The sequence below is a fragment of the Paenarthrobacter nicotinovorans genome (genome assembly GCF_021919345.1).
GTDB lineage: Bacteria > Actinomycetota > Actinomycetes > Actinomycetales > Micrococcaceae > Arthrobacter > Arthrobacter nicotinovorans.
On sequence record NZ_CP089293.1, the window covers coordinates 2,862,405 to 2,887,453 of the forward strand.

General features: G+C 64.0%; 29 protein-coding genes and 1 riboswitch. Of the genes, 13 read left to right on the forward strand and 16 right to left on the reverse strand.

Annotated elements, in window-relative coordinates; translation table 11 throughout:
* Positions 1-5: 5 nt before the first annotated feature.
* From JMY29_RS13265 to JMY29_RS13275, 3 genes are read left to right on the forward strand one after another with little or no spacing between them, the layout of a single operon-like run.
* Positions 6-740 carry a TetR/AcrR family transcriptional regulator gene (locus JMY29_RS13265; protein ID WP_218670569.1) on the forward strand — a complete coding sequence of 245 codons (735 nt, stop codon included), beginning with the start codon at positions 6-8 and terminating at the stop codon, positions 738-740.
* Between the two features lie 50 nt (positions 741-790).
* The gene (locus JMY29_RS13270) at positions 791-1,015 is read left to right on the forward strand and encodes a DUF3107 domain-containing protein (RefSeq protein ID WP_189075200.1); all 225 of its coding nucleotides are present in this window, start codon (positions 791-793) and stop codon (positions 1,013-1,015) included.
* A 36-nt stretch (positions 1,016-1,051) separates the two neighbouring features.
* The gene (locus JMY29_RS13275) at positions 1,052-1,354 is read left to right on the forward strand and encodes a membrane protein (RefSeq protein ID WP_018776517.1); all 303 of its coding nucleotides are present in this window, start codon (positions 1,052-1,054) and stop codon (positions 1,352-1,354) included.
* 49 nt (positions 1,355-1,403) lie between these two features.
* Here JMY29_RS13275 and JMY29_RS13280 read toward each other — a convergent pair whose 3' ends face one another.
* The 4 genes from JMY29_RS13280 to thiO form a co-directional block, all read right to left on the reverse strand.
* Complete coding sequence (locus tag JMY29_RS13280; protein WP_189075201.1) at positions 1,404-1,748, reverse strand: 4a-hydroxytetrahydrobiopterin dehydratase; 345 nt, start codon at positions 1,746-1,748, stop codon at positions 1,404-1,406.
* Between the two features lie 46 nt (positions 1,749-1,794).
* Positions 1,795-2,592, reverse strand: coding sequence for a thiazole synthase (locus JMY29_RS13285; protein ID WP_189075202.1), 798 nt, complete (start codon positions 2,590-2,592; stop codon positions 1,795-1,797).
* Between the two features lie 3 nt (positions 2,593-2,595).
* Entirely contained in the window at positions 2,596-2,832 is a 237-nt protein-coding gene (gene thiS / locus JMY29_RS13290) for a sulfur carrier protein ThiS (protein ID WP_018776520.1), read from the reverse strand.
* Entirely contained in the window at positions 2,829-4,064 is a 1,236-nt protein-coding gene (thiO, locus tag JMY29_RS13295) for a glycine oxidase ThiO (RefSeq protein WP_189075203.1), read from the reverse strand. The genes thiS and thiO overlap by 4 nt, the downstream gene beginning before the upstream one ends.
* A riboswitch (TPP riboswitch) is annotated at positions 4,057-4,176 on the reverse strand. It overlaps the preceding gene by 8 nt.
* A 27-nt stretch (positions 4,177-4,203) precedes the next feature.
* On the opposite strand from thiO, the gene thiE reads away from it, so the two are divergent.
* The gene (gene thiE, locus JMY29_RS13300; protein ID WP_026266965.1) at positions 4,204-4,890 is read left to right on the forward strand and encodes a thiamine phosphate synthase; all 687 of its coding nucleotides are present in this window, start codon (positions 4,204-4,206) and stop codon (positions 4,888-4,890) included.
* Positions 4,891-5,007: 117 nt separating this feature from the next.
* On the opposite strand, the gene JMY29_RS13305 is transcribed toward thiE, so the two are convergent.
* Together JMY29_RS13305 and JMY29_RS13310 are read right to left on the reverse strand one after the other, a co-directional pair.
* The gene (locus JMY29_RS13305) at positions 5,008-5,535 is read right to left on the reverse strand and encodes a CGNR zinc finger domain-containing protein (RefSeq protein WP_018776523.1); all 528 of its coding nucleotides are present in this window, start codon (positions 5,533-5,535) and stop codon (positions 5,008-5,010) included.
* Entirely contained in the window at positions 5,532-6,344 is an 813-nt protein-coding gene (locus tag JMY29_RS13310) for an alpha/beta fold hydrolase (protein ID WP_110503885.1), read from the reverse strand. The genes JMY29_RS13305 and JMY29_RS13310 overlap by 4 nt, the downstream gene beginning before the upstream one ends.
* Positions 6,345-6,566: 222 nt before the next feature.
* Here JMY29_RS13310 and JMY29_RS13315 point away from each other — a divergent pair, with 222 nt between their 5' ends.
* The 3 genes from JMY29_RS13315 to JMY29_RS13325 all read left to right on the forward strand — a co-directional run bounded on the left by JMY29_RS13315 (position 6,567) and on the right by JMY29_RS13325 (position 10,942).
* Positions 6,567-8,066: an RNB domain-containing ribonuclease gene (locus JMY29_RS13315; RefSeq protein WP_020608507.1), complete on the forward strand. Its 1,500-nt coding sequence runs from the start codon at positions 6,567-6,569 to the stop codon at positions 8,064-8,066.
* Between the two features lie 276 nt (positions 8,067-8,342).
* Positions 8,343-10,055 (forward strand): DEAD/DEAH box helicase, encoded by a 1,713-nt coding sequence (locus JMY29_RS13320; protein WP_189075204.1) that lies wholly within the window; start codon positions 8,343-8,345, stop codon positions 10,053-10,055.
* 8 nt (positions 10,056-10,063) lie between these two features.
* The gene (locus JMY29_RS13325; RefSeq protein WP_018776527.1) at positions 10,064-10,942 is read left to right on the forward strand and encodes a DNA-methyltransferase; all 879 of its coding nucleotides are present in this window, start codon (positions 10,064-10,066) and stop codon (positions 10,940-10,942) included.
* Positions 10,943-10,963: 21 nt separating this feature from the next.
* Here the strand turns inward: JMY29_RS13325 and JMY29_RS13330 are convergent, their stop codons facing one another.
* Both JMY29_RS13330 and JMY29_RS13335 read right to left on the reverse strand, forming a co-directional pair.
* On the reverse strand, positions 10,964-11,572 hold the full coding sequence (locus JMY29_RS13330; RefSeq protein WP_018776528.1) for a MarC family protein: 609 nt from the start codon (positions 11,570-11,572) through the stop codon (positions 10,964-10,966).
* A 13-nt stretch (positions 11,573-11,585) separates the two neighbouring features.
* Positions 11,586-12,431: a PHP domain-containing protein gene (locus JMY29_RS13335; protein ID WP_189075205.1), complete on the reverse strand. Its 846-nt coding sequence runs from the start codon at positions 12,429-12,431 to the stop codon at positions 11,586-11,588.
* Positions 12,432-12,511: 80 nt separating this feature from the next.
* On the opposite strand from JMY29_RS13335, the gene JMY29_RS13340 reads away from it, so the two are divergent.
* Positions 12,512-14,095, forward strand: a complete 1,584-nt coding sequence (locus tag JMY29_RS13340; RefSeq protein WP_110503882.1) for an aminopeptidase P family protein — start codon at positions 12,512-12,514, stop codon at positions 14,093-14,095.
* Positions 14,096-14,190: 95 nt separating this feature from the next.
* On the opposite strand, the gene JMY29_RS13345 is transcribed toward JMY29_RS13340, so the two are convergent.
* Entirely contained in the window at positions 14,191-15,021 is an 831-nt protein-coding gene (locus JMY29_RS13345) for a general stress protein (RefSeq protein ID WP_189075206.1), read from the reverse strand.
* 76 nt (positions 15,022-15,097) lie between these two features.
* Between JMY29_RS13345 and JMY29_RS13350 the strand changes: the two genes are divergently transcribed.
* From JMY29_RS13350 to JMY29_RS13360, 3 genes are read left to right on the forward strand one after another with little or no spacing between them, the layout of a single operon-like run.
* The gene (locus JMY29_RS13350; protein WP_026266967.1) at positions 15,098-16,381 is read left to right on the forward strand and encodes a magnesium transporter MgtE N-terminal domain-containing protein; all 1,284 of its coding nucleotides are present in this window, start codon (positions 15,098-15,100) and stop codon (positions 16,379-16,381) included.
* Positions 16,362-17,093 carry a DUF1003 domain-containing protein gene (locus tag JMY29_RS13355; RefSeq protein ID WP_018776533.1) on the forward strand — a complete coding sequence of 244 codons (732 nt, stop codon included), beginning with the start codon at positions 16,362-16,364 and terminating at the stop codon, positions 17,091-17,093. The genes JMY29_RS13350 and JMY29_RS13355 overlap by 20 nt, the downstream gene beginning before the upstream one ends.
* A 5-nt stretch (positions 17,094-17,098) precedes the next feature.
* Positions 17,099-18,226: an Mrp/NBP35 family ATP-binding protein gene (locus tag JMY29_RS13360; RefSeq protein ID WP_018776534.1), complete on the forward strand. Its 1,128-nt coding sequence runs from the start codon at positions 17,099-17,101 to the stop codon at positions 18,224-18,226.
* Positions 18,227-18,285: 59 nt separating this feature from the next.
* Here the strand turns inward: JMY29_RS13360 and JMY29_RS13365 are convergent, their stop codons facing one another.
* From JMY29_RS13365 to sigE, 3 genes are all read right to left on the reverse strand, one after another.
* Positions 18,286-18,687, reverse strand: a complete 402-nt coding sequence (locus JMY29_RS13365) for a Sec-independent protein translocase family protein (RefSeq protein ID WP_018776535.1) — start codon at positions 18,685-18,687, stop codon at positions 18,286-18,288.
* 31 nt (positions 18,688-18,718) lie between these two features.
* Entirely contained in the window at positions 18,719-19,525 is an 807-nt protein-coding gene (locus JMY29_RS13370; RefSeq protein ID WP_079580633.1) for a hypothetical protein, read from the reverse strand.
* A gap of 115 nt (positions 19,526-19,640) precedes the next feature.
* Entirely contained in the window at positions 19,641-20,264 is a 624-nt protein-coding gene (gene sigE / locus JMY29_RS13375; protein WP_018776537.1) for an RNA polymerase sigma factor SigE, read from the reverse strand.
* A gap of 235 nt (positions 20,265-20,499) precedes the next feature.
* On the opposite strand from sigE, the gene JMY29_RS13380 reads away from it, so the two are divergent.
* Complete coding sequence (locus JMY29_RS13380; RefSeq protein WP_026266969.1) at positions 20,500-21,132, forward strand: O-methyltransferase; 633 nt, start codon at positions 20,500-20,502, stop codon at positions 21,130-21,132.
* A 98-nt stretch (positions 21,133-21,230) separates the two neighbouring features.
* Here JMY29_RS13380 and JMY29_RS13385 read toward each other — a convergent pair whose 3' ends face one another.
* From JMY29_RS13385 to JMY29_RS13400, 4 genes are all read right to left on the reverse strand, one after another.
* Entirely contained in the window at positions 21,231-21,398 is a 168-nt protein-coding gene (locus JMY29_RS13385) for a DUF3117 domain-containing protein (RefSeq protein WP_064721643.1), read from the reverse strand.
* 228 nt (positions 21,399-21,626) lie between these two features.
* Positions 21,627-22,802: a hypothetical protein gene (locus JMY29_RS13390; protein WP_189075207.1), complete on the reverse strand. Its 1,176-nt coding sequence runs from the start codon at positions 22,800-22,802 to the stop codon at positions 21,627-21,629.
* A gap of 77 nt (positions 22,803-22,879) precedes the next feature.
* On the reverse strand, positions 22,880-23,221 hold the full coding sequence (locus JMY29_RS13395; protein ID WP_018776541.1) for a DivIVA domain-containing protein: 342 nt from the start codon (positions 23,219-23,221) through the stop codon (positions 22,880-22,882).
* Positions 23,222-23,239: 18 nt separating this feature from the next.
* Entirely contained in the window at positions 23,240-24,076 is an 837-nt protein-coding gene (locus tag JMY29_RS13400; protein WP_018776542.1) for an LOG family protein, read from the reverse strand.
* Between the two features lie 163 nt (positions 24,077-24,239).
* Here JMY29_RS13400 and JMY29_RS13405 point away from each other — a divergent pair, with 163 nt between their 5' ends.
* Complete coding sequence (locus JMY29_RS13405) at positions 24,240-24,995, forward strand: amino acid ABC transporter ATP-binding protein (RefSeq protein WP_018776543.1); 756 nt, start codon at positions 24,240-24,242, stop codon at positions 24,993-24,995.
* Positions 24,996-25,049: the final 54 nt, after the last annotated feature.

A 25,049-nucleotide genomic window follows, 5' to 3' on the forward strand; every position in this document is an offset into this window, starting at 1 on the left:
CCCCAATGTATGCCTGCCGATGCCGCCCGGTCATATTACCCACCGGTAGAGTGGTCATAACTGCAAAGGAAAGGCGGCAGACTGTGGCTGACGGCACACGGGCAAACGATGGGGCACCCGCAAAGCAGGAACGGACCGGTTCACCTCGTTCACCAAGGTTGCCGCGTGACGAACGCCGGGCACAGTTGCTGAACGCCGCCTTGGAAGTCTTCGTCTCCAACGGCTTCCACGGCGCGGCAATGGACGAGATCGCAGAAACTGCGCACGTCAGCAAGCCGGTGCTCTACCAGCACTTCCCGTCCAAACGCGAGCTGTACATGGCGCTCCTGGACAGCCATCTGGCAACCCTGACGGATTTGATGCTCGGTGCACTGAACTCCACCACGGACAACAAGGAGCGCGTCAAGGCCGTCATGCGCGCCTATTACAGGTTCATTGCGGACGACGACCAGGCGCACCGCCTTGTGTTTGAGTCCGACCTCATCAACGATCCCGATGTCAGCTCCCGTCTGGAGACGTTCAACAAGACGTTCGCCGACGCCGTCGCCCATGTCATTGCCGAGGACACCAAACTCCCGCCCCTCGAAGCCCAGCTCCTGGGCCGCGGCCTGGCAGGAATGGCCCAGGTCAGCGCCCGTTATTGGCTTGAAACGGACGGAAACCTGGACCTCGATGTCGCCAGCGATCTGATCTATCGTTTAGCTTGGCGCGGAATCAGTCGATTCCCCAAAGAGTCCTAGGCTACAAATAGAGGACTGACTTAACACTTGATTGGCTTGGAGGCCTTGCTGTGGAAGTAAAGATCGGCATTCAGAACGTTGGCCGTGAAATTGTGCTCGAATCCGCCCTGGACGCTGACGCCGTAGCCAAGATCGTGGCCGAGGCCGTGTCCAAGGGCTCGGAACTGCGGCTGATCGATGAGAAGGGCCGCCAGGTCATCGTTCCGGGCAACGTGCTGGGATACGTGGAAATCGGCGCCGAGGAAGTCCGCCGGGTCGGCTTCGGCGCCCTCTAGCGTTCACCGTCCCGCCTTCGTCCGCTAAGGAGTCTCATGCTTTCACTTGTCATCGTGGTTTTGGCCACCGTTGCTGCCGGTTTCATCGTGTGGGCCACCGATAAGCGGCACAGCAGGTACGGGATTGCATTGCCCGCAGGCATTGCGGCCGCTGTTGGCACCCTGAGCTGGATTGCTTTCATCAGTGCCGGACTGGGCTACCAGCCGGGCGCGACATGGATCCCCTGGGTCCTGCCAATCGTGCTCGGAAGTGCAGCGGCAGCGGGCATTGTGGTCTATCTGGGACGGACCCGCACCAAGCATGATACTGAGGCGCTGACCAAGGCCTTGCGGCTTTAGGCTCGAAAAACAGCAGTGACCATCACCCACGGGTGATGGTCACTGCTGTTTAAGGGCCCTCGGCGCCCGGATAGCGACCCGGCTCAGCGAGGGCACCCGTGGCCGATGCTGCCTCACTTACGGAGGCGGCAGCAGCAAGGTCGCGTTGGGTTACCTGTCCGCCGGCGTCATGGGACACGTAACGCAGGAAGACCCTGTTGTACCGCCAGTCAAGATCCGGATGGTGGTTCTGCTCTTCGGCGATCTGTCCAATGGCCGCGATGAGGGCCAAAGCCTCGGCCGCCGTCGACGTCTTGTAAACGGTTACGAGGCCGTTTTGGAGCTTCCAACCCGGGAGGTCCTTGAGCGCGGCTTCGACCGCTGCCGGCGGCACCGGTTCTTTCCTGTTAACCATGGTTGCTCCTTCGTTGCGGGGAACCCGGCCCGGGAGGAACCCGGCTTCAGAGGAACTCCGCCCGGCCTTCCATGGCCGAGGACGCCAAGGCGTGCTCACGACGCGGAATCCGGCCTGCCTGTTTGGCCAGCCTACCGGCGATGACGGCGTGTTTGAAGGCTTGGCCCATCTGCACAGGGTTCTGCGCGCGGGTCACTGCGGTCGCCAGCAGGACCGCGTCACAGCCCAGTTCCATGGCAAGTGCGGCGTCGGAAGCTGTTCCGATCCCGGCGTCCAGCACCACCGGCACGGAGGCCCGGGACACGATGAGTTCTATGTTGTGCGGGTTCAGGATGCCCAGGCCGGTCCCGATGGGCGAGCCCAGCGGCATGACTGCCGTGGCGCCGAGGTTCTCGAGGCGGAGGGCAAGCACGGGATCGTCGTTGGTGTAGGCGAACACTTTGAAGCCGCGGTTCACCAATTGCTCGGTGGCGTCCACCAGTTCAACAGCGTCAGGGAGCAGCGTGTGCTCGTCCGCGATGACTTCCAGCTTGACCCAGTCGGTCTCCAGCGCCTCGCGTGCCAGTTCCGCCGTCATCACGGCGTCCTTCGCCGTGAAACACCCTGCGGTGTTCGGGAGGACCCGGATGTTGTTGTCCACCAGCAGCTGGAACAGCGAACCGGTTTCGGCCGGCGAATAGCGTCGCATGGCCACGGTGGTGAGCTCGGTTCCGGATGCCAGGAGCGCGGCTCCGAGCCCGTCCAGGCTCGGCGCACCTCCCGTTCCCATGATCAGGCGGGACCCGAATTCGACGCCGTCGATCACCAAGGCGTCAGTAAGGATTTCGGTGCTTGCTGTGGTCATGGTTCAGCCTCCCTGTACTGCGGTAACGAGTTCGAGTTCATCGCCGTCGGCCAGCGGAGTAGCTGCCCACTGGCTGCGCGGCACCACCTCGGAATTGCGGGCGACGGCGACACCCAGCTTCCCGCCGTCGGCCGCCTGTCCGCGGTGGTCGAGTACGCGGCCGGTGACGGCCGTGACGAGCGTGCTGACGGAGGCGTCGGCGGGCACCTGGCGGACGGCGCCGTTGAGTTTGATGTTCATACTGTTTCCTTGCTGTGGAGTTGAGAGCGACGCGCGGTTGCACTGAAACGGTCGGGCCGGAAGATGGACCAGCGGGGATCAGGGGAACCGGTGAGCAGCTCCCCCACGATCCTCGCGGCCACGGGGGTCAGGAGGACGCCATGCCGGAAGAACCCGGTGGCCACAATCAGGCCCGCGATGTCCCCGCTTGAACCGGCTACGCGGCCCAGCAACGGAGCGTTATCCGGAGTCCCTGGCCTGGCGCGCGCAGTTGCTTCCAGGAGTTCAAGTTCGGCCACCGCGGGAACCAGTACCTGGGCGTCCCTAAGGAGCTGGTAAACCCCGCCGGCAGAGACTGCGTTGGAGGCCGCCGACAAGCCGTCCTCCCGTTGGGTAGCTCCGATGACTACGGTTCCGTCGTCCCTGGGAACGATGTAAACGGGCACCCCGCGGACCATGCCACGAACAGTGGCAGTGAGCAGCGGTTGGAGGTGCGCGGGGACCCGAAGCCTGAGGATGTCCCCGTAGACCGGCCTGACCGGAAGTTCAAGACCCTCAGGAAGGCCGGCGAGCGCGGGGGCGCCCAGCCCGTTGGCCACCACGGTTTCGCCGGCCATGACGGATTTGCCGGATTCGAGCTCCACTCCGGCTACCTGGTCCCCGTCCCACAACAGGCCGTGCGCGGACTCTGCAACGGCAAATCCTTCCCTGGCGCCGCCTAGCCACGTGCCATCGCCGGATGAATGGGCGGCCAGCCCTGCCATGAGGCACTCCGCCAGCTTCCGGGGATCCACCTGGTGATCGGCGGGGATATCAAAGGCACAGGAAATTTGCGGGCTAAGGAGCGGTTCGCGTTCCCTGGCGGTCCGCAACGGCAACGGTTCGACCCCCAGGCCCGCCGCGAGCTGGACGGTGCGAAGGTCCGCGAGCGCGCGGCGGTCGGCGGCATCGGCACCCACGGCGAGGGTCGGCGTCGTGCGGTATCCGGTATCTTCCACAGGCCGGTGAAGGCCGCCGGCAAACGAAGGCCACAACCGGGATGACTCGAGCATGAGCTCCAGGAGGTCTTCTTCCTGGTAGTGCAGCTCGCTCACGGGCGCCAACATTCCGGCAGCAGCAAATGTCGCACCGGTGGCGGGCGCCGGATCGATGAGTGCTACGGAGCGGCCCAGCTTCCGGGCCTGGTGGGCGATGCCCAGTCCGATGACGCCTCCGCCGATAACGGCAACATCCGCGTGAATGGCTTCTGCCATCTGTTTCCTTCCCTACGCCGGTACTAGCCGGATCAGGTCAAGCGGTCGGCTCTGAAGCCCTCTCAGCCGGACGGTCATAAAGACGTAGGTCACGGCTCCCGCAGTACGTGCCCAGTTTAGAGGAACTACTGTGGATTCCATGACCCAGCACTCTGCCCTCGCCAGCGCCCGCCTCTACCTGTGCACTGATGCGCGCAAGCGCCAAGGCGATTTTGAAGACTTTGCCGACGCCGCGTTCCAGGGCGGGGTGGACATCATCCAACTCCGTGACAAGACGATCGAAGCCGCCGAGGAATTGGAATTGCTGGCGATCCTGCGTGGCGTCGCAGAACGGCACGGGCGGCTCTGGGCGGTCAACGACCGGGCCGATATTGCCAGTGTTTCCGGGGCTCCGGTGTTCCATGTGGGCCAGAAGGACCTCCCGCTGGAGATTGCCCGCACGTTCCTTCCCCGCCCCGCTTCGATTGGTCTCTCCACCCATACGCCTGAGCAGGTAAATGCCGCGATCACGGCTTCGCCGGGCGAGCCTGGGCTGGACTATTTCTGCGTTGGTCCCGTCTGGGCGACCCCCACCAAACCCGGCCGCGAAGCGGTGGGAACCGGCCTGGTCACATATGCCGCGGAAGCGATCAGGCGCGCGGAGGAGACCACCGGCGGCGCCGTGGAGGTGCCGTGGTTTGCGATCGGCGGAATCGATCTCGGCAACGTCGAGCAGGTGCTCGCTGCGGGCGCCAGCCGTATCGTCGTCGTTCGCGCCATTACCGAGGCGGAAGATCCGACGGCGGCAGCCAAGTCGCTGCTCGAAGCCCTGGACGCCGCCGCGTAACGGTTCTCCAAACAACAGTCCCAGGCACGCAGACCGTCGGGGTATCGGCAGGTTGTGGCGACAGGGGTGAGTCGGGGCTTGCAGATGCCGCAGCCCACCCACCGGATCGGATCAGATTCAGGTGAGCCGATCGCGGTACTGGCGCATCTTGCTCCGCGCCCCGCACGTGTTCATGTCGCACCAGGTCCGGGTCCTGGACCGTGAACTGTCGTAGAACACCCACCTGCACGCTTCCGACGCGCAGGTCCTGAGCCGCTGCCCCGAGCCGGTCAAGCCGTGGAGCAGGAGCGCCCCGACCGCTGCTCCCGCCGGCGAGACCGGCAGGCCGGCCGACGGGGTCAGCGCGAGCCGCCCGTCGTCGTCGACGTGGGGGCCTGCCCAGTGCTCCTGAGCGAGCTGGTTCAGGGCGGATCGCGCTGCCGTGTCGGTACGGTCGGCCAGGAACGCGCGCATGACCTCGCGGGCGTCGCGCAACGAGATGAGATGCTCGAGCGTGGGCTCGCCGCCCCATCCATGCCGGACCAGCCACTCCCGCCCGTCACGGATGGTCGCCAGCGCGTCGGTGCCGTGCAGCAGTGTGGCGCTGTTGCAAAACTCCACGACGACACGCAGCTCCTCGGGCACGGCGGACTGCACGGCGTTCACGCGCTCAGCAGACTGAGGAGTTCGCCGGGCCGATCCTCCGGCACCATGTGCCCGGCTCCCTCGATGATCGAGAACCGCGCGTGATCCGGAAGTGCCGTGACGAGCCGATGGGCGTAGTCGACACCCAGCCACGCATCTTCCGAGCCCCAGACCACGTGGATCGGGATGTCCAACAGCCGGAGTCGATCCTGTAGCTCGTCGGTGTTCTCCTCGCCGCCTTGGGTGTACTGCCGGTAGAACGCCCGTGCCCCTTCCGCACCCGCCCACTGGCCCGTGTACGAAGCCAGGGCGTCTGCACGCAGACCCACGTGACTGCCGGACCGGATCTTGGCGTCGATCAGGGCAGCGCTAGCCCAGTCGGGGAGCGCCTCGAAGGCCTCGGGGTGCTGGTGGACGGTTTGGAAGAACCCGCCGGCGCCCCAACCACTCACCGTCGCGGCATCGATGAGCGTGAGCGACTCGAAGTTCACGTCGTGCAGGAGCGTCGCCCGCAGCGCGACCGCGCCGCCGACGTCGTGCGCCACGACCCGAGGCGCTGAGACCCCCCAGTGCTCGAGGAGTTCGACGAAGATCGTCGCCTGCTGCCGGAGGCTCACATCCGGCGCGGTGCGGGTCGACTGTCCGAATCCGAGCATGTCCCAGACGTAGACCCGGTGATCACGAGCAAGCACCGGGGCGATGTCTCGCCAGATGTACGACGAGAAGGGTGTGCCGTGCATCAGAACGAGAGCCGGGCCCTCGCCGACCGAGTTCCATCGCACCGTACCGTCGCCGACGTCGAACCGCTCGGGTAGCGACCAATCGCTCATAGCTTGCCCCTTCCTTGTTACCGTCTTTATACCTTAGACGGTAACAGGCCCAAATGGGCTACGGGGGTGTTGATGGCTGCCGTCGACCGCCCCACCGCCTGCCTCCCCGGGCCGCCAAGAAGCTAATGGCCAGCAACAGCTGGCCATCCGCCGCACTGACAGCATCGCTTGGAGCCGGAAGCGTCCAAGACTATCTGCCGGTTTCGGGCTACCCTGATTTTCGTGTCACATCATCGGATAGCGCCCAACGTCGACGACTCATCGGACCAGCTCGCAGCGGCTTTCGCGGCCCTCCGGACGGAGCTGGAGCTGCCCGGCGACTATCCGGTTGATGCCGTCCGGGAGGCACGGGACGCCGTCGAATCCCTCCGCCTGCCCGATCGCGACCTCAAGCACGTCCCTTTCCTGACCATCGACCCCGCCACGTCAACGGACCTTGACCAAGCCCTGTTCATTGATCGCGCCGGCGAGGGGTACAAGGTTCTCTACGCGATCGCCGACGTGCCGTCTTTCGTGGCTCCCGGCGGGGCGCTGGATGCCGAAACCCGGCACCGCGGCCAGACGTTCTACGCTCCGGACGGCCGCATCCCCCTGCACCCGGAGATCATCAGCGAAAACGCAGGCAGCCTGCTCGCCGATCAGGACTGCGGTGCGTTCGTCTGGGATTTCGACCTCGATGCCAACGCGGAAGTGGTCAATGTTTCCGTCGCCCGTGCCACGGTCCGCAGCCGTGCCAAACTCAGCTATAAAGGAGCCCAGCAACAGATCGACGACGGCTCGGCACCGCCCGTACTGCAGCTCCTCAAGGAAGTCGGACTGAAACGGGTCGAACTTGAGAGACTCCGTGGTGGGGCAAGCCTCAACATGCCCGAGCAGGAAATCGTCCAGGCGACCGACGGCGGCGGGTACAGGATCGTTGCAGCACCGTCACTGCCGGTGGAGGACTGGAACGCGCAGATCTCCCTCATGACAGGCATGGCGGCGGCCCGGCTGATGCTGGACGGAAAAGTCGGCATACTGCGGACCATGCCCGCACCCGATGAGAGGTCCTTGCAACACTTCAAGCGGCAAACCGTGGCCTTGGGCAAACCGTGGGACGGCCAGGTCACCTACGGAGAGTACCTGCGGACCCTGGACGCCTCCGATCCCAAGCAGCTCGCCATCCTGCACTCCGCCGGGATGTTGTTCAGGGGTGCCGGATACACCCCGTTCGACGGCGAAGTGCCGGAGACGGTGATCCAGGCAGCCATCGGCGCGCCCTATGCCCACACCACCGCTCCCTTGCGGCGGCTCATCGACCGGTTCGTCCTGGTGATCTGCGATGCCCTGTGCAACAACAGGGAAATTCCGCGCTGGGTCCGCGAGGCGTTGCCCTCCTTGCCCGAGATCATGGGAGCCTCCGACCAATTGGCAGGCAGGCTTGAACGCGCTGCCTTGGACACGGTGGAAGCAGCACTGGTGGCCAACCACGTAGGCCAGGAGTTCGACGCCGTAGTGATTTCCGGTTCCAAGCCGCAGAACGGCAACGGAAACAGCAACAACGGCAATGGCACCGGCAAGGGCAACGGAAACGGCAGTGGACCGTCCGGTATCGTCCAGATCGCAGAACCTGCCGTCACCGCAAGGTGTGACGGCGAACTTGAGTCCGGCACCAAGGTCAGGGTGCGTCTCGTCAGGGCGGAAATCGCCAGCCGTGAAATCAGGTTCGAGCTTCTGAACTGACGCGCATCACGCGACGATCCGGGCTTTATGGCTCCCAGAGGATAGACTGGCCCTGTAGTAATGGATGCCCGGTCGTTGATTCAGTTAATTTTTGAACTCAACAAGCCCGCCCCTACGCGATCTTGAGATGTACCAACTGGTCACCAGTGCCAGTACTTAGATAGCCCGCGATCGGCTTCCACTGGACTTGCTTGCGCGCCCGTTCTGCTCCGGTACGGCTCCGCCGCCCCCGTTGAGCATGCAGCGCCAATGCCCAAATGAATAAGGAAACTCCCTGTGAGTGAATTGCACACCCATGAAGTCCTGACGGACTCCACCGGAACTGAATCCATCGAACCCGAGGAAACGATCATCTCGGATGAGACGCCCCACGAGATCGAGGAAAAGTCGTTTGCGGACTTCAACGTCCGCGCCGACATCGTCGAGTCCTTGGCCGACGCCGGTATCACGCACCCCTTCCCCATCCAGGCCATGACCCTCCCGGTCGCATTGAGCGGCCACGACATCATCGGCCAGGCAAAGACCGGCACCGGCAAGACGCTGGGCTTCGGTATCCCCGCCCTGCAGCGCGTTGTCGGCCGGGACGACGCAGGCTTTGAGAAGCTCGCTGTTCCCGGCGCTCCCCAGGCCCTGGTGATCGTTCCCACACGTGAACTCGCCGTACAGGTTGCCAACGACCTCCAGGCAGCCTCGCGCAAGCGGAACGCCCGTATCGCCACCATTTACGGTGGACGCGCCTACGAGCCGCAGGTCGATGCGCTGCAGAAGGGCGTCGAAATCGTCGTGGGCACGCCCGGGCGCCTGATCGACCTCTACAAGCAAAAGCACCTGAGCCTCAAGAACGTCAAGATGGTCATTCTCGACGAAGCCGACGAAATGCTGGACCTGGGCTTCCTCCCGGACGTCGAGACCCTGATCGCCGGCACCCCCGCAGTCCGTCAGACGCTGCTCTTCTCCGCCACCATGCCCGGCCCGGTTATCGCCATGGCCCGCCGGTACATGAGGCAGCCCACCCACATCCGGGCAGCCGACCCGAACGATGAGGGCTTGACCAAGCGCGATATCCGCCAGCTCATCTACCGTGCTCACGCCATGGACAAGACCGAGGTAGTGGCACGCATCCTGCAGGCACGCGGCCGCGGCAGGACCATCATCTTCACCAAGACCAAGCGCACGGCAGCGAAGGTTGCCGAGGAACTGGTTGACCGCGGTTTCGCTGCCGCCGCCATCCACGGCGACCTCGGCCAAGGTGCACGCGAGCAGGCTCTGCGTGCGTTCCGCAACAACAAGGTGGACGTCCTCGTCGCCACCGACGTCGCAGCCCGCGGCATCGACGTCGACGACGTAACGCACGTGATCAACTACCAGTGCGTCGAAGACGAAAAGATCTACCTGCACCGCGTGGGCCGTACCGGCCGCGCCGGCAACAAGGGCACCGCCGTCACGTTCGTCGACTGGGACGACATGCCGCGCTGGGGCCTGATCAACAAGGCCCTGGGACTCAGTGTTCCGGAGCCCGTTGAGACCTACTCGTCCTCACCGCACCTCTACAGTGACCTCGACATCCCCGAGGGCACCAAGGGCCGTTTGCCCCGCAACAAGCGCGTCCTGGCAGGCGTTGACGCCGAGGTCCTTGAAGACCTGGGCGAGACCGGCAAGAAGAACGCACGTTCGGGCGGTTCCGGCCGCGACGGCGGACGTGACGGAAAGCGCGACGGCGGCCGCGGCCGCTCCGGTAAGTCCGGCGGCTCCAGCGAATCCCGTGGCTCCAGCGAATCCCGTGGCGAGGGCGGAAGCAACCGCACCCGTCGTCGTCGTACCTCTGAAGGCGACGCAGCTCCGGCCTCCGGCGCGGCAGACTCGCGCAACGCCCCCGCAGACAACGCCGATAAGCCTGCCCGCACTCGCCGCACCCGCACGCGCCGCCGCAACGGCGAAGTGGTGTCCGGCGAGACGGCTGCTGCCCAGCCAGGCAACACCGAGGCCTAAAACCGTCGATGACTGAAACTGTTTGGGCGCCGGACGGCGGCAACATGGTGGTGCACGCGGACAACGCGGAATTCCTTCCAACGCTGCCGGACGGCGCCTTCACACTCATTTACGTGGATCCGCCCTTCAACACGGGCCGGGTCCAGCGGCGGCAGGAAACCCGCATGGTCCGCAACGCCGACGGCGACGGCGACCGCGTCGGCTTCAAGGGCCGTTCGTATGACACCATCAAGGGCGCCCTCCACAGCTACGACGACGCGTTCAGCGATTACTGGTCCTTCCTGGAACCCAAACTCGTGGAAGCCTGGCGTCTCCTGGCCGATGACGGCACTTTGTACCTGCATTTGGACTACCGGGAAGTGCACTACGCCAAGGTGATGCTCGACGCCATCTTCGGCCGGGAATGCTTCCTCAACGAGATCATCTGGGCCTACGATTACGGTGCCCGCGCCAAGAACCGTTGGCCCACCAAGCACGACAACATCCTGGTGTACGTGAAGAACCCCGCCAAGTACCACTTCGACAACGCAGAAGTGGACCGGGAACCGTACATGGCACCGGGTCTGGTCACTCCCGCCAAACGCGAACGCGGCAAATTGCCGACGGACGTGTGGTGGCACACCATTGTCTCCCCCACCGGCCGCGAAAAGACCGGCTACCCCACCCAGAAGCCCGAAGGGCTGGTGCGCAGGATCGTCTCCGCATCGAGCCGCGAAGGCGACTGGTGCCTTGATTTCTTCGCAGGTTCCGGGACCCTGGGTGCAGTAGCTGCGAAGCTGGGCCGCAACTTTGTGTGCGTGGACCAGAACGAACAGGCCATCGAGGTCATGCGGAAACGCCTGGGCAGCAAAGCCGGATTCCACGAGCTGCTGCCAACCGGCCTATAGGCTGGTTGTCCTGAGCGATTCTCAGGCCACACCTTTCACGAATGCCGTCACGGAGTCGGCGATCATCTGCACAGCGATGGCTGAAAGCAACAGACCGGCGATCCTGGTCACCAGCTCAACCCCGTTCTCGCCCAGCACCCGCTGCACCACGCCCGCGAACCGCATGGCCAGGTACAACGAGGCCAAAACCACTGCGATGCCCAGCCCAACAGCCAGATACTCCGACAGCTGGCTGGACTGCTGAACGAACACCATCACGGCGACAATCGCGCCCGGGCCGGCCATGAGCGGCGTTCCCAGCGGCACGAAAGCCACGTTCTTGTATTTGGCAGCATTCTCTTCCCCGCTGGTGGAGCCTGTCAGCAACTGGAGGGCGATCAGCACCAGGAGCAGGCCACCGGCACCCTGCAGTGCTGCCAGTGAGATGTGCATGTAGTTCAGGATGGACTGGCCGAAGATCGCGAACACCACGATCACGCCCGTGGCTACCAGAAGGGCTTGGAATGCCGAACGATTGCGGTCCTTCGCGGAAAGCCGGGCCGTCAACGACATGAAAATCGGCACGGTTCCCGGCGGATCCATGATCACGAACAGGGTGACGATCACGGAGGCGAGCAACTGCAGGTCCATCAGCGGGCCCCCTTCACCGAACCACCGTACTGCCTGATGCCAACTCCTCTATCCGTGCCAAGACCTCCGGCGACGTCGTATTCTCCCCCAGCGAGTTCGGTTTGCCCGCTCCGTGGTAGTCCGAGGATCCGGTCATCAACAGCCCGTGCTCTGCGGCGAGGCCGCGCAGGAACGCCCGACCCTCCTCAGGGTTGTCCCGATGCTCCACTTCAAGTCCCAGCAATCCGGCGTCGATCATGTCCCGGTAGGTCCGCTCCCCCACGATGCGCCCCCTCGACGAGGCCACGGGATGCGCGAAGACAGGAACACCGCCTGCCGCCCGGACAAGCTCGACGGCGAGGGCCGGGTTGGGTGCATAGTGCTGCACGAAGTAGCGCGAATGAGACGTGAGGATGGAGGTGAAGGCTTCCGTCCGGTCCGCAACAACTCCCGCCGCCACCAGGGCATCAGCGATGTGCGGGCGACCTACAGTCGCGCCCGGCGCCACGTGGTGGATGACGTCGTCCCACGTCAGCGGGTAATCCTCGGACAACAACGTCACCATATGTTCGGCCCGGGTCAGCCGGGCATCCTTGGACTTCGTGATTTCCTCGAGCAGTCCCGCGTGCGCGGGGTCGTGAAGGTAGCTGAGGAGGTGGACGCTGATCCCTTCCTCGGTCCGGCAGGAAATCTCCATGCCGGGAACGAACGCAACGCCATGTTCCCTGGCAGCGGCCGACGCAGATTCCCACCCGTCCGTTGAGTCGTGGTCCGTCAGGGCTACGGCGTCGAGACCGGCGGCCACGGCGGAAACGATCACGCCGGCCGGTGTCTCGGTTCCGTCGGAAACATTGGAGTGCGCATGCAGGTCTATCCTCACTTTCCCAGCCTATGGGATGCGGGGCCGCTTGGAGTGTTGCGCCGTTGGCCTCCTCAAGGAACTGGTGGGACGATGTAACGGTGAACGATGCCGAAAACACCCAAAACATGGACTCCACAACTTCCCAGCCGCTGCAGGAGCGCGTCAACAACCGCTCACAGAGGCCCACGTCCGATGCCTTCAAGGCATTCATGGCCAGCAACTGGGCGCCGGCCCCGCAGGTGACCCCTGCGCGGGACGCCGTTGCAGACCACGCCGCACGCCGCCGTCGTACCATCTCCGAACTGTTCAAAGGCGAACGGCTTGTCATCCCGGCCGGACCGCTGAAGGTCCGCTCGAATGACTGCGACTACCGCTTCCGCCCCCACTCCGGTTTCGCGCACCTGACCGGCCTGGGCGTGGACCACGAGCCCGACGCCGTCCTCATCCTTGAGCCGGTAGCCGAAGGAAAGGGCGACGACGGCGGTCACCACACTGCCACGCTCTACTTCCGTCCGTTGGCGGGCCGCGACACCGAACAGTTCTACGCCGACTCCCGAGCCGGTGAGTTCTGGATCGGTGCCCGCCCGACGCTTGCCGAGTTCGAAGCACGCCTGGGCCTTCCCACGGCACACATCGCCGAACTCGAAATGGCCATCACCAAGAACGTGGGCGCCCCGGAAATCGGCGGTATCTCCATCCGCCTCGTCCGCAAGGTGGACGAGAACATCGACGCCCTGGTGGATACTGCCCGTTACAACACGGCGAAGGATCCCGAAAACCTGGACCTCGGCGAACTGGATGCCTTGGACGAGAAGCTCAGCGAAGCCCTCTCCGAGCTGCGCCTCATCAAGGACGAATGGGAAATCGAGCAGATGAAGATCGCGGTGGCAGCCACCGTCGAAGGCTTCGCCGACGTCGTCCGCGCACTTCCCCGCGCCCTCACGCACAAGCGCGGCGAGCGCGTTGTTGAAGGTGCTTTCTTCGCCCGTGCCCGCGAAGAAGGCAACGAACTCGGTTACGACACCATTGCCGCGTCCGGCAACAACGCCACGGTGCTGCACTGGACCCGCAATTCGGGGACCGTGAACGCCGGCGAGCTCCTTCTCCTCGACGCAGGCGTGGAAGCTGATTCGCTGTACACCGCGGATGTCACCCGGACGATGCCGGCCACCGGCACCTTCACCGATGTCCAGCGCAAAGTCTACGAAGCAGTGCTCGATGCCGCCGACGCCGGCTTCGCAGCCGCGCAGCCCGGCGTGAAGTTCCGCGACATCCACACCGCGGCCACCACCGTCCTGGCCGAGCGCCTGGCCGAATGGGGCCTGCTGCCCGTATCCGTCGAGGAAGCCATCAGCCCCGAAGGCCAGCAGCACCGACGCTGGATGCCGCACGGCACCAGCCACCACCTGGGCCTGGATGTCCACGACTGCGCCCAGGCAAAGAGGGAGCTCTACCTCGATGGCGTCCTCACTGAGGGAATGGTCTTCACCATCGAACCGGGCCTTTACTTCAAGGAAGAGGACCTGGCCATCCCGGAGGAATACCGCGGGATCGGTGTCCGGATCGAAGACGACATCCTGATGACCGCCGACGGCCCCGTCAACCTCAGCGCCGCACTGCCGCGCAAGGCTGACGACGTCGAATCCTGGATGGCGGGCATCTATCAGGACGCGCAGGGCTAAAGCCCTTCCAAGACGAAACAGACAGGGAAGGCCACCGGTGATCCGGTGGCCTTCCCTGTTTGTAGGTGCCCTGTTGTTCAGTGCCCTGTCAGTGACTACTCCTTGGTGGAGCCTTCGTGGCCCGACTGCTGCGCGTCGTCCCGGGGCGCATCGTTCTGTCCCTCGGTGACCCTGACTCCGTACTGCGGACGGCCATCGGGCAGATCCGGATAGCGGACAGCTGCCGGCTTTGGGTTCTGCGCAGCCAGGGCAGGACCTGTGGGGGTCCCTTCCGGGTTCCCGGGCTGCCCCTGGGCTGCAGGCTGAGCTGCGTCAGGACCGCGCTGGCCGTAGGGGTCGTTCCACGTGGAGGGGCGCTCCGGGGCTTGGCCCGGCTGCTGGAACGGAGGGTTCTGCGGGGTGTAGTTGCTGGTCTGGGCGGTGGCGGCCTGTGACGGATTCATGGGGAGCTGCTGAAGCAAGCGGCGTGCCTCGTGGGCTGCCTCCTGGGCCACAATGACGTCATAGTTCGTGGCCACCACCTGGCTGGTGGAGGTGAAGTCCCGCTTGCCGCGCTGCATGGCATAGGTGACGATGCCGAACAACATGAAGAAGGCCGCACCCATCAGCACTGAGGTAATGATGGAGAACGGACCACCGGCAGGAGTGAAGAAGGAGAGCATGACGCCAACGAACAGGCCGAACCACATTCCGCTCAGCGCACCGGACAACGCCACCCTCGGGTAGCTCAGGCGACCGGTCACCCGCTCCACCATTTTGAGGTCGTTGCCCACGATCGACACCAGCTGAACCGGGAACTGCTGGTCCGCAAGGTAGTCCACCGCCTTCTGGGCATCCAAATAAGAGGTATATGAACCCACGGTGTCGCCTTGGGGGACGCTGCGGGATTCCTCAATGGCTTTGGGGGCACCAAAAATGTTAGACATAGCCCCATTGTGTCCCATGGACATGTGAAGCGGCTGGAATTCAGCTAAAAGAGAGCAGACTCGGTAGCCTGTAAACATGAGCACACATCCTTCTCGCGTCTTCGTGGCGCGCCTTCTGGGCTTGGACGTCTTCGACCCCCTGGGCGATCGTCTGGGCCGGTTGCGGGACGTCGTGGTGCTCTCCCGCGGGACCCGCGGCGCACCCCACGTCGTCGGCATCGTCGTCGAGGTTCCCGGCAAGAAGCGGGTCTTCGTCCCCATGACGCGCATTACCTCCATCGACCAGACCCAGATCATCTGCACCGGGCTGGTGAACCTGCGGCGCTTCGAGCAGCGTGGTGCCGAAACACTCGTGGTGGCCGAGATGTTCGACCGCAGGGTGACGCTGGCCGATGGCAGTGGCGACGCCACCATTGAAGACATCGCCATGGACCAGCACCGCTCCAAGGACTGGTTCGTGAGCAAGCTGTTCGTACGCCGTGGTCACTCGCTCTCCCCCCTGAGCAGGCTCCGCCGGAACGAGACCCTGATCATCGATTGGGCCGACGCCCAAACCGGGGGCCACAACGAACCCCAGGCCGCCACCCAGTTCGTTGCCACGCACGAAGACCTCAAACCTGCTGACTTCGCCGAAGCCCTGCAGGAGATGAGTGATAAGCGGCGTTTTGAAGTCGCCAGTGAACTCCAGGACGAGCGGCTCGCCGACGTCCTCCAGGAGCTCCCGGAAGACGACCAGGTCACCATCCTCTCTGCGCTGGACGTGGAGCGGGCGGCCGACGTCCTTGAAGAGATGGACCCGGACGACGCCGCCGACCTCCTTGCCGAGCTCCCTTCCGCCCAAGCAGAAGAGCTGCTGCAGCTGATGGAACCCCAGGAAGCCGAAGACGTGCGCCGCCTCCTGGAATACGACGAAGACACCGCCGGTGGTTTGATGACTCCTGTTCCGGTCATCCTCCCCCCGGAAGCCACCGTGGCCGAAGCCCTTGCGCACGTCCGCCGCGAGGAACTGTCGCCGGCGCTGGCCTCCTCCATTTTCATTGCACGCCCGCCCCTGGAGACGCCCACCGGACGGTTCCTCGGTGTGGTGCATATACAGCAACTGCTGCGGTTCCCCCCGCCGGAGCCCCTGGGCAACCTCGTGGACAAGAACCTGGAACCTCTTTCGGACCAGGCCCACATCAGCGAGGTCGCCCGGACACTGGCAACGTACAACCTGAATTCGCTTCCAGTCGTAGACGACGACGGCCGCCTCGTGGGGGCGGTGACTGTTGATGACGTGCTGGATCACTTGTTACCGGATGATTGGCGCGCCCACGAGGACGATGCCCCGATAAGGAAACTTGGAGGCCGCATTGGCTGACAACAACGGCACCCGATCCCCCCGTGGCACGGCACGCCCGGGCAGCAGCCTGGATACGCCACTGAGTGGCCGTCAACGGATCCTCCCCAAGTTCTCCCCCAATCCTGACGCTTTCGGCAATGCAACAGAGGGTTTTGCCCGATTCATGGGTACGCCAACGTTCCTGGTGTACATGACCGTGTTTTGTGTGTTCTGGCTCGCTTGGAACTCGTTTGCGCCCACGGAGTGGCAATTCGACCGCATGGAGTTGGGCTTCACCCTGCTGACCCTGATGTTGTCGCTGCAGGCTTCCTATGCCGCACCACTGCTCCTGCTTGCCCAGAACCGGCAGGATGACCGCGACCGTGTCTCGCTCCAGCAGGACCGCCAGCGCGCTGAACGGAACCTCTCCGACACCGAGTACCTCACGAGGGAACTTGCCTCACTCCGCATCGCCTTGCGCGAGGTAGCCACCCGCGACTACGTCCGGGCCGAGCTCCGCAGCTTGCTTGAGGACATCATCGACGCCCAGGAAGAACTCCGCGAAAGCGAAGCCTCCGCCGACGGCACGGAGTCACCCGGGGAGAAGGTCAAGGAGAAGCTGAAGGAGAAGCGGGACAAGTCCCGTGGACCCCGCACCCAGCAGATCCCCAAGGTACGGCCTCCGCGGGCCGCCGGACCCCAGCATTCCACCGCCAAGCCATCCCCAGACACCCCTGAAAGCCGGGCCTGAACGTTATGAGCACCGCAACTGCCGAGGCGCTGCACGCTGCCCTGGCAACGGTTATTGATCCCGAGCTCCGGCGCCCCATCACGGAACTGGGAATGCTGGAATCAGTCTCTTCCGACGACGACGGGATGGTCCATGTTGCCGTCCTGCTGACGATTGCCGGATGCCCGCTGCGCGAAACCATCACCCAGGACGCGACCGACGCCCTGATGGGGGTGGATGGTGTTACCGGCGTAGACGTGGAACTGAAAGTCATGACTCCGGCCCAGCGTGAAGCCCTCAAGGAAAAGCTCCGCGGCCCGGGTGGCCAGCGCGGCATTCCGTTCGCCAAACCGGGTTCGTTGACCAAGGTGTACGCCGTGGCAAGTGGAAAAGGCGGGGTGGGCAAGTCCTCCGTCACCGTCAATCTTGCCTGTGCCCTGGCGGCCCAGGGCCTCCGGGTGGGAGTTGTGGACGCGGACGTCCATGGCTTCTCCGTGCCGGCCCTGATGGGTATCACCCAGAAGCCCACACAGGTGGATGACATGATCCTGCCTCCCGTGGCCTACGGCGTGAAGGTCATCTCGATCGGCATGTTCGTCGAAGGCAACCAGCCTGTGGCCTGGCGTGGTCCCATGCTGCACCGCGCCCTGGAACAGTTCCTCACCGACGTGTACTTCGGTGATCTCGATGCACTCTTCCTCGATTTGCCTCCGGGCACGGGCGATATCGCAATCTCTGTGGCACAGCTGCTGCCGAACGCGGAGATCCTGGTGGTCACCACGCCCCAGGCAGCGGCAGCCGATGTCGCCGAACGCGCCGGAACCATCGCCACGCAGACCGGGCAGAAAGTGGCCGGCGTGATCGAGAACATGTCGTTCCTGGAAATGCCCGACGGCGGTCGTATGGAACTGTTTGGAAGCGGCGGAGGCGCCATCCTAGCTGAGAGATTGAGCGCAGCCGTAGGCCACGACGTTCCCTTGCTGGGGCAGATACCGTTGGATATCCGTTTGCGCGAGGGTGGGGACGCAGGGAAGCCCGTCGTCCTGGCAGCGCCCGATACTGCCGCTGCCAAGGCCATGGAAGGAGTTGCCGCGGCCCTGGCCTCCCGGCCACGCGGGTTGTCGGGCATGTCGTTGGGAATCGAGCCCCGCTAGCATCTGTGGGCAGCAGGCACCACCACGGTGGTCCACGGGAAGCCGTGCAGGCTATTGCCTTAGGTTGCCTCAGTGTCGAAAGGAGCGGCTTCGCCTTCGGCGAGCCTCTCGATGACCCTTACAGGAGCCTTGGGCTTGGCCTCTTCGGCAATAGCGGAAGCAGCGGTGGCCGCGGCTGCCGGTCCTCCTGCGCTGACCGGTTTGGTGTCATCGTCCAGCAGGGCATCCTTGATGATGCGCCGGGGATCGTACTGACGGGGATCGTATTTCTTCCAGTCGACTTCATCGATGTCGATGCCGACTTCTTCTTTGATCTGCTCGCGGGCGCCGGAAGCCATCCGCCGCACTTCTTTGACCAGATTGGCCAGCTTTTGAGTGTATTCGGGCAAACGGCTGGGACCGATGACGAGTACGCCGATAATCAGAAGGAGTATGAACTCCGGGCCGTTGATTCCAAGCACGCTACGAAGATTACCTTGTCTGTGGTGCCGCTCATAAACCAGCGGGGCGAAGAAGGGTCTGAAGACCGCGAAGCAGCCTGGGGTACCAAGTCTCCGAGCCCCGTACGCGGGGAGCCTCCGATACGGAATCACCGGCCCGGACTATCTCCGGGACAGCGTCATCAGCACTCTCTGCCGGAAGGTCGGAAGCATAGCTGATCACAGCTGCCTGCGTGGAGTAGACGGCTTTCCATGGGGTTCCTTGCGTGACCGAGAGCTGCGCCGTCGTCGACTGTTCCTGCGGATCCTGCCCCGCGGGCCGGTGCTCCTCCACAATCGTGGCGAAATGACCGTTGTGCTCCAGCCTGATCTCCACGGCCGGATGGCCGTTGACCATGGTGGCCTGCGCGGACACGACGCTGAAGCCCATTCCGGCCAGCTCAGGGCATGCCCAACCTTCCTCCCTGAGGGCATCCAGTTGGGCGGAACTGAGGGTAACTGTGCTCCCGGCCCGGAATGCCGGCGCTACGGCGGACTCCATTTGCCCACCCGTCCACGCCCCGGCGAGTACGCCGGCGTCGTTGGTTTCCACGAACGCCTGCGGCTGCTCGTCCCCGGCCACGACAAAGGCCGAGGCGGCCAGGGCTGCAGCGGAGACCGTCAAGGTGCCGGCAGCAATGGCCGTGATCCTGAGACCCCGACGGATTCCATTCACCGGCGGGGTTGAGTCCAAGGTCTGCCCGGGATGGTTTGCGAGCCGTTCGGTGTGCTGGATCAACCTCGCTGCGAGGTCATGGCTGGCCTCGGGCACAGCAGCATCACGGAGGCGTTCAATGTACTGCCGCTCCTGGCGCTGCATGGCACGGCATTTCGCACATTCCTGCACATGCTCCGGGCTCCGGGAATGGCGCAGCGAAGCCAACTTTCGCCGGTACGAGGCTCCCGGGCGATGAGGACGTCGGGGCATCGACAACCTAGAGGATACTTGCGATGCGGGGCATCTTAAGGCGCGGCTTCCGGGCCTCGGCCGGACGGGGGTCCCGGTGGGCCAGTTTCTCCCGAAGCATGGTGCGGCCACGGTGGATACGGGACCTCACGGTGCCAAGCTTCACACCCAAGGCTTCTGCGACCTCGTCATAGGAAAGACCTTCAAGATCGCACAGCACGACGGCGGCGCGGAAGTCGGGCGGGAGTTCCTCCAGTGCCCGCTGGACGTCGAGGTCGAGGTTGTTGTGTTCGAAGCTCTGTTCGGGGCCCGGCTCTCGTCCGGGCAGCCGTGATTCCGCGTCCTCGGCAAGCGCGTCGAAGCGGATCCGGCTCTTGCGGCGGGCCTGGTCAAGGAACAGGTTGGTGGTGATGCGGTGCAGCCAACCATCCAGTGTTCCGGGCTTGAAGTTTTCGAGCGAGCGGAAGACCCTCACGAAGACCTCCTGGGTGAGGTCTTCGGCGTCGAACTTGTTGCCTGTCAGGCGGTAGGCAAGGCGGTACACTTTGGCGGAGTGGTTGGAAACCACTTCCTCCCAGCTGGGCATGACCCAGTCAGTGGCTGCCTCGAGGCCCTCCGATGTCAGGACTGGCGCAGCATTGGATGCCGGCATCGTCCACTCCCCTCAAACTGTGGTTCACCGATTATTCGGTGCCGCCCACCTCTTGGATGACCGGAGCAATATCATCCCAAGTTTGTCTGGGAATTTCCTGACTGGACATAGTTTTTCCCGCAAGGCTGAAAACATGGGCGGACACAGCGCCGGGGCGCTTGGCAACGGCGGTCCAGCGGGGGCAGACACAGTAGTCTGGTACAAACACCCCTACCCGCGGAAAGCGAATCCCTTCATGAGTGCCGACAAGTCAAGCAGCTGGTCCTACGCAGAAGATCTGCCGGCTGAGGATGACGTCATGTTGCGCGCCCGTGAGCGTTCCTTCGAGTTGGGGGTAACTCCCGTCAGTCCCGGTGTCGGCGCCGTACTGACGGTGCTCGCTGCGGCCTCCAAGGCGCAGACAGTGGTGGAGGTCGGCTCGGGAGCCGGAGTGTCCGGCGTCTGCCTGCTGCGTGGCCTGAGCCCCCAGGCCGTCCTGACCACCATCGACGTTGACGTCGAACACCTCAAGGCCGCCAGGGAAGCGTTCCTTGAGTCCGGCAGCCCGGCCAACCGCACCCGTACCATCTCAGGACGTGCCGCGGATGTCCTGCCGAGGTTGACCGACTCAGCGTACGACCTCGTGTTCATCGACGCCGACAAGCCGAACTTTCCCAAATATGTGGAGCAGGCGATCCGCTTGCTCAAATCCGGTGGCACGCTTGTCATCAACGACGCCCTGGATAAAGACCGCGTCTCCAATCCGGCTGCGCGGGACGCCACTACCGTGGTCCTGCGCCAGATCGGCAAGGCAATCCGCGACGACGAACGGCTGGCTTCGGCGATGCTGCCCACCGGCGATGGCCTTCTGGTGGCCGTCAAGAAGTAGACGCTTGTGAGGCGCCGGCACCCCGCAAGGTGACCGGCCCGCCCACAGGTTAAACAAAAAGCAGGGCTCCAGCTCACGCCGGGCCCTGCTTCGCAACTCTATTCGGTCACACCTACGAGGCATTCCTTGAGGTTTTCCGCTTCGGCGGCATTGAGCTCAACCACAAGCCGTCCGCCACCTTCGAGCGGCACACGCATGATGAGGCTGCGTCCCTCTTTGGTAACTTCCATAGGGCCGTCGCCAGTCCGTGGTTTCATAGCCGCCATTAGGAAAATCCCCTCCATTTGTCCCAAGTCACGCCCAACCCGGCCGGGCTGGATCCGCGTCGCAATTGCAGCCGGCGGCACCGCTTGGGAGGCCGCCATGGCCGGGCACTGTTAGGTGCTTTGTCCTTGCTCTTGGTCCATTATCCCGTACTTACCCGCCCGTAGCGAAATCAACGGCCTATTTGTCCGGGCTTTGTACATATTCGCGTTCGCGGGCAAAGGTCCACGTCAGGGCGGATAGTCGCCTCCTCCGGGCAGCGGGGCCCAAGCCCACAGCCACACCACCCAGACAATTTGGAGGAGGACGAACATCACCACTGCCGTCCCCCGGTATGCCTTCGACTTTGACAGCGCAGCTGCCGCCAGGGCCAGGGGGAACAATGGCAGGAGCATCCGGAAGGTGCTGGTCTGTGGGTGCAGGAAGACCAGGAGGTAGCCCATGTAGCAGGCACACCATAGCCGTAGTTCCGTCCCCAACGCCCGGACCGGAGCGGACATCATGACCAGCACGAACAGACCGGCGAAAACAAAGGGCGCCAGGACCCCAAGCACGGGACCGAACAGCATCCGGCCGGTGTCGAACCACGGCTTGAAAGGCACAAGATCGTGTCCCCGCCATGCCGTTTCCGTCCGCGTATAGGCTGCCGGGTCGCCGGTCGCCGCCCAGGCTATGGCCGGCCACGCGAGGGCGCCTATCCCCGTTGCCACCACCAACGCTGCCAGGGAAACCAGGCTGCGCGTGGAGGAAGCAGTGTCCGTCGATGGCCGCCTGAACCGCTCCCACAAACGCCACAGCAGGAGCAACCCCACCATGGCGGCAAAGGGCACGCCCGTAGGCCTGGACAGGCACATCAGAAGGACCACGGGAATCGCTGTCAGATAGCGGCGCCTGACCACCAGCAACAATGAAGCCGCTAGCAGCAGCAGATTCAACGATTCCGCATAGGGCACTTGCAGAATAGGCGACACCGGGAAGGTAGAGACGAAAACAACGCCCCACAAAGCCGTGCGCTTCCCTGCGAATTCACGGAAGAGCTTGAAGATCACCAGGGCAGCGCCCAGCCCCGAAGCCATCGCGATAACCGTCAGGGCCTGGAGCGTGCCAAGGCCGGTCATGGCGGAGAGGCCTCGTCCCAGGAGCGGGAAAAGAGCGTAGAACGCCCAGGCGTTCTCCTTGACTACCCCGTTGGCATCTACCGGCAGGACCGAGGGATAGCCGTCATCGGCAGCCCGTTGGTACCAGCGTCCGTCCCAGATCGTGATGAAGTTCCAGTAGTCGGGGGCCGGTGGGAACCACGGGTTGGTTCCCTGCTGGAGCGCGGCCGCCATGAAGATGCAGGCACTGACCAGGCGGGCAGCCACAAAGATCAGCGATACCTGCAACCACCAGGGCCAACCGGACATCCTTGCCCCAGCATCCGCCGCGGCCCTGGAGAGCCTCGCAGCGGGTCCTTCGCCGTGCCGGGCCGGCGTCTGGACGGTCACTGCCCGGTACGGCCGGAATCGCCGTCCCCGGGCCGCTCCCGTACGAGCGCGCTGAGCCTCTCGATTTCGAGGTCCTTGGCCCGCAGCTGGTCGCGAAGGTCATCGAGGACCTGGTCCACCTGGTCCATCCGGTAGCCGCGCAATCCCAACGCGAACCGCAGGGAGTCGACGTCGGACGGCCGCGCCTCGGCCGGTAACAGCACCGGGGGCAGGTTGGGAACGGGATCATCGAGGCCCGTACCGATCGTGCGCCCACGGACGATTCCGGCGCCGAGGTACAGCGCCGCACCAACCAGGACAATCGCGAGAAACACCAGGAAAAAGCTCACAGTGTCCATCGTGCCAGAAACACGCTGCTACTCGGGGCGCTGCTCGCCCGTAGGTGTGGGAAGCGGGGCACCGTGAAGCACCCGGTGAACGGCATCGGCCGGGTCGTCGACCAACTGGATCAGGTCGAGGTCCTTTTCGGACACCATGCCCTCTGCCACCAAGGTCTCCCGGATCCATTCGATCATGGGTCCCCAGAACCGAACACCCAGGAGGACAATCGGGAACGAGGTCACTTTGCGGGTCTGGACGAGGACCATGGCTTCAAAGAGTTCATCGAGGGTTCCGAGTCCGCCGGGCAGCACCACAAAGCCCTGCGCATATTTGACGAACATCGTCTTCCGGGCGAAGAAGTACCTGAAGTTGATCCCCAGGTCCACCCACTGGTTGAGTCCCTGTTCGAACGGCAGCTCGATACCCAGGCCTACGGAGACTCCGTTGCCCTCGACAGCGCCCTTGTTCGCAGCCTCCATGGAACCGGGACCGCCGCCGGTGATGACTGCGACCCCGGACTCTGCAAGTTTGCGCCCGACATCCACTGCCATCTCGTAGTACTCGGTCCCGGGCTTGGTGCGTGCGGAACCAAAAACACTTACTGCGGGGCCCAGGTCGGCCAGGGCACCGAAACCTTCCACGAACTCGCTTTGGATCCGGAGAACGCGCCAGGGATCGGTATGGATGAACTGTCCGGCACCGCTCGTATCCAGCAAATGCTGGTCCGACATTCCCGTATCCGCCTGTTTGCGCCGAAGCTCCAAAGAGCCTTTGTGCTTGGCGGGCGCAATCTCCGAAGGCAGGGGCACGTGGGTGGTCCTGTCGTGGCCGTTGGCATCCGGGTTGGGAATTGAGTGCTGGCTGATGCTCATTGCCCAAGGCTAGCGCTTATGGACGCCAGCTCCATCGCAGCGACCCGCGGCTTGCATTGCAGTCTGGTATATGGCTGGGGAGGAGGTTTCTGTTCAGTCACGATCTTCAGGAACTTGCCGTGACCGTGGTCATATTTGCTTCTTTGTTCGCTAGATTCTTCGTATGACTACTCAAGCGTCCGGCGATGCCCTCGTCTCCCTGAACGGCGTCAACAAGCACTACGGTCAATTGCACGTCCTGAAAGACATCAACCTCCAGGTCCGGAAGGGCGAGGTCGTGGTTGTTATCGGACCTTCCGGGTCGGGTAAGTCCACGCTGTGCCGTGCGATCAACCGTTTGGAAACGATCGACGACGGCGATATCGCCATCGACGGGAAGAAGCTTCCCGAAGAAGGCAAGGACCTCGCCCACCTGCGGGCCGACGTCGGAATGGTTTTCCAGTCCTTCAACCTGTTCGCCCACAAGACGATTCTTGAGAACGTCACTCTTGGGCCGATCAAGGTCAAGAAGGTCGCCAAGGGCACCGCGGACAAGGAAGCCATGGCCCTCCTTGAGCGTGTAGGTGTCGGGCATCAGGCTCCGAAGCTGCCGGCACAGCTTTCGGGCGGACAGCAGCAGCGTGTGGCCATAGCCCGCGCCCTTGCCATGAAGCCCAAGGTGATGCTGTTCGACGAGCCGACGTCCGCGTTGGACCCCGAAATGATCAATGAAGTCCTGGACGTCATGATCCAACTGGCCAAGGAAGGCATGACCATGATCGTGGTGACCCACGAGATGGGCTTTGCCCGCAAGGCTGCCGACCGTGTGGTGTTCATGGCCGACGGCCAGATCGTGGAAGACGCAACCCCTGAGGAGTTCTTCACCAACCCGAAGAGCGACCGCGCCAAGGACTTCCTGTCCAAGCTACTGACCCACTAGCTCCTTACAGCCCGCACCCCCGGCCGTAAGGCGGCCATCCAATGAAAGGAACAC